The following is a 3,319-nucleotide window of genomic DNA, read 5'->3' as shown; positions in this document are numbered from 1 at the left end:
GGTATTCGAGCCTTCTGTTGACCTGGGAAAGAGCCTCCGACAACGGGATGCCGGCGACCGTTTGTGGGAGTAAATCGAGTTCAGGTTCGAGGTGCTCGAACGTGAACCGACGCCGCAGGGCCGTGTCGAGTAGCGCGATTGAGCGATCGGCCGTATTCATGGTTCCGATGATGTGGAGGTTTCCCGGTAGCGAAAAGCTCTCCCCGGAATAGGGGAGCACGATCTCGAGCGCGTTTTCTGCTCCTTCCCTTTTGTCCTCTTCGAGCAAGGTAATCATCTCGCCGAGGACTTTGGATACATTCGCACGGTTGATTTCGTCGATAACGAGAACATAGGGCGGCGCTGGCGCATCGGGTTCCTGCGGTTGCAAGTAGGGCATGAGGCCGCCCCAGCGGATCTTTTTCGGGTCCATGAGGTAAAGCGATGCCTGCGAGAAGCGGCTTTCGTAGATGTCTGAAACTTCGAATCCTCTGTCGTCTTTCGCGATCCAGATCCATTCGACACGTCTGCTATGGTAGTAGTGATCCTGTTCCCGTTTAGTAAATTCATAGGGCCCCGTGACGATGCCGATCGCTTGGACCAACGTGTTGCCGTTGCTGGCAACGATTAGATCGCCTTTCTTCATCCGGACTCGCAGCTGCCACATCTGAACGATGTTGGCATCGCGACCCGTGATTGTTGGATCGCCTTGGAACGCGCGCCAACGCTCCTTGACAGCATCGAAGTTAGTGATCGATGCGTCAGACCAGTCTAATTCGCCACCCCAGCCAAGAAGCACGTAGCCGTTCTCGAAGCACTCCTCACGGATGTAGGAGGCTGACGGGTCCGTTGAGCGCCCCAGGGACATCTGAAAAATATTACGTCCATTTGGGTCGAAAGTGTTTTCGCTGACTCTTGGCGCATTTTGCGCACGGTGCGCGATCCGTTTCAACACGCCGTCCCGGACTTTCAGGTTGAAACCCGGGCGGTCGGTTCCGGCGTCTTCCTCCTCAATCCCGTTGTGGGGTCGGAGTCCTTCGATAAACTCTTCGTAACCATAGCTCTGATGAAACGTCACGAATTCGATCCGATTGGCCTCGACCAGTTCGCGGTAACGCGTCATAACGTCCTGCCGGTCGTCCGCCGTCATACCGTCGCAGATTGCAACGGCTCGGGCCGCGGTCGCGAAGGTTTTGCCGGTGCCGGGCGGGCCGTAGAGGATGGTGTTGAGGGCTACTGCAGCTCTCCCCACATTCGTCGTGTTCGCGTCTCGAGGCATATCGATGTCCTTGTAACTATACACGACCCAGAGCGCAGACTGGATGTCGATCATATCTCTTGGCCCGAGGCCCTTTTCAGCGAATGCGTCACGCACCGCCTTCATGAAAGCCAGCTCTGCGCGATATACCTCGGCGATGTCATCAGTGTCGGGAAAGCGCGTCCCCGTGGCTTCGAGCCACAAACTCGCCCGAACCTTCGCGCGAATGTAGCTGCCGGTGTCAGGCGACAGGTGAAGTAACAGCATTTCACCAATCTGGCGTCCGCCATCTCGATCGGTCTGATCCCCCAACTCGAGCCATCGCTCAACGAATGTCGCGAGCGCATCCGCGTGGCGTTCGGCCGGACCACAGGCGGCATGCGCCATATCGACTAGGGCCCGTTTTGCGGAGGCGTGATCAATGTCCCGCGCTTCCTTCAATGGATCCGTGACGCGCCAATTCAGGAGATCGCCGCTTCTTCTCGGCCCTAAGGCCTTTATCAACGCCGAAGCCTTATGCGCGTCGTTCTCGAGGTTCATTGCCGCTGCCATCGTGCGTGCATCTTCGAGCTTGTATGCGCGTTCTGCTTTATCGAAGTTGGGATCGTTAGCATCGAACCGCGTGAATGTCGGAAAGGTCCGTTTTATTTTTGCAACCCATCGGTCGAGGGCCTTGGGGTCAAGACGCAGTCCGTCGTCATCCATGTCCAATACCTTCAAAAAAGATTTTGTCATTTCCGGTTCGGACGCGATTATTGAAACGACATTCTGGTCTGAAAAGGACCAGGGACGGCTCAAGGCCGAATGTCGACCGCCGTCCTTCTTGCCCAGAACGAAAGGGACCTCGTTCGGTTCGAGCCCGCTGTATTCGAGAGCGCGTTTGTGTTTCGCCAGTGAGTAGAACCGGTTAGACGGCTTTTGAAGGTTCCAGCCAAGCCTTTCGCCTGCAGCGTTTCGTAGCACGGCGACTTTCTTTGTAGCATGTCCAACTTCGAGTCGGGCATGTCGAAGAATTTCGAACACTTCCCTGCGAAAAGGCGCGCCGGCGCCATCTTCTACGTCGTTCTCCGCGATCCGACGAACAAGTTCTTCCCAACTCATGCGGTTCTCGCCTCACTTGGGCCGCCCATCATAAAGCCAGGAAAGCCCCGACAGCCGAAGTTGTAGTTTGGGTGGGCTGCAATCAGGTCAGCGAGCTCGATGTCACCGATTGTCGTTTTGCGGCTGTTTTGTATCGGGTCACCCCGCTTGCAGAATGTCAGTCCATCAGGCCATTCAATAATGACTTTAGAGGTCTTTTTCCATTTTTGTCCGTCAGACATGGGAGGCAGACGATTATATGGGGAGATGGGCCCACCGTAGTGTGCAGAAGGTTCTGCACATTCAATATTTATCAAGATCATGCCCGCCTCTTAGAAGTTCTCTGTCTGCAGTGCTCTGCTCAGGGTTCTTTCATTATCACCCAGCGGGGATTTTCACCCCACGTAGCTGTCCTCCTTGGGGTTGAACCAGTAAAGGCAGCGGATACGGATACGCTTTCCTTCTGACTAACCGTTGCTCATGCGCGCTCTTCATAAGAAGTATACCGTCGCTGACCGCATGCCGGTTGTCTTTGGCTTCGATGACGGCGATCGGGGTGTTTGGCTTCAGATACAGGACGTAGTCTGCTCGCTTGCACTTCCCGCGTGCAACAAGTTTGCCGCGGACGGTGATACCTCCATCCGTCAGCGTCTTCTCTCCTGATATCTGGGTATGGAGATTCCAGCCGGCACCTTGGAGAGCCGGCGTGATGAACTTGCTGCAAATATCTCGCTCAGAAAGAAGGCGCTTATCCACGTAACATACTCGTTTTGGAACATGCCGAGAGTGGCCGTCGAACCACGGCAACACAAGCACTAGGCGAGTAATCCTCCGATTTTCTGCTCCGTGGTGCCGTCCTCGGTGGCGCTGTTGCACATCTCGGTGAAGGGAATTCACTGAGCGGGCCCTGACGGTTAGCTCGGGTGCATGCCGAAGCCTTCCCCGACCCGCTACCGCACGGCGAACTGGACCGACTACAACGCGGCGCTGCGTAAGCGCGGT

2 protein-coding genes and 1 pseudogene are annotated in these 3,319 nt (G+C 55.9%); all 3 read right to left on the bottom strand.

Going from position 1 to position 3,319, the window contains the following annotated elements; all coding sequences use genetic code 11:
* Window positions 1-2,338: AAA family ATPase (locus ACFDS3_RS19925; RefSeq protein WP_375264074.1), on the bottom strand; the 2,338-nt coding region annotated here is incomplete at its 3' end.
* On the bottom strand, window positions 2,335-2,640 hold the full coding sequence (locus ACFDS3_RS19920; protein ID WP_375264073.1) for a hypothetical protein: 306 nt from the start codon (window positions 2,638-2,640) through the stop codon (window positions 2,335-2,337). The genes ACFDS3_RS19925 and ACFDS3_RS19920, both read right to left, overlap by 4 nt.
* Before the next feature lie 178 nt (window positions 2,641-2,818).
* Window positions 2,819-3,073, bottom strand: a pseudogene (locus ACFDS3_RS19915) (restriction endonuclease subunit R); the annotation flags it as partial.
* Between the last annotated feature and the right edge of the window lie 246 nt (window positions 3,074-3,319).

It is taken from the genome of Palleronia sp., from assembly GCF_042089775.1.
GTDB lineage: Bacteria > Pseudomonadota > Alphaproteobacteria > Rhodobacterales > Rhodobacteraceae > Palleronia.
This window is presented reverse-complemented; position numbering and strand designations above follow the sequence as displayed.

What these genes read in the sequence shown, in the direction of transcription:
- ACFDS3_RS19920 (WP_375264073.1), bottom strand. Translation starts at nt 2,640, where the DNA reads ATGATCTTGATAAATATTGAATGTGCAGAACCTTCTGCACACTACGGT.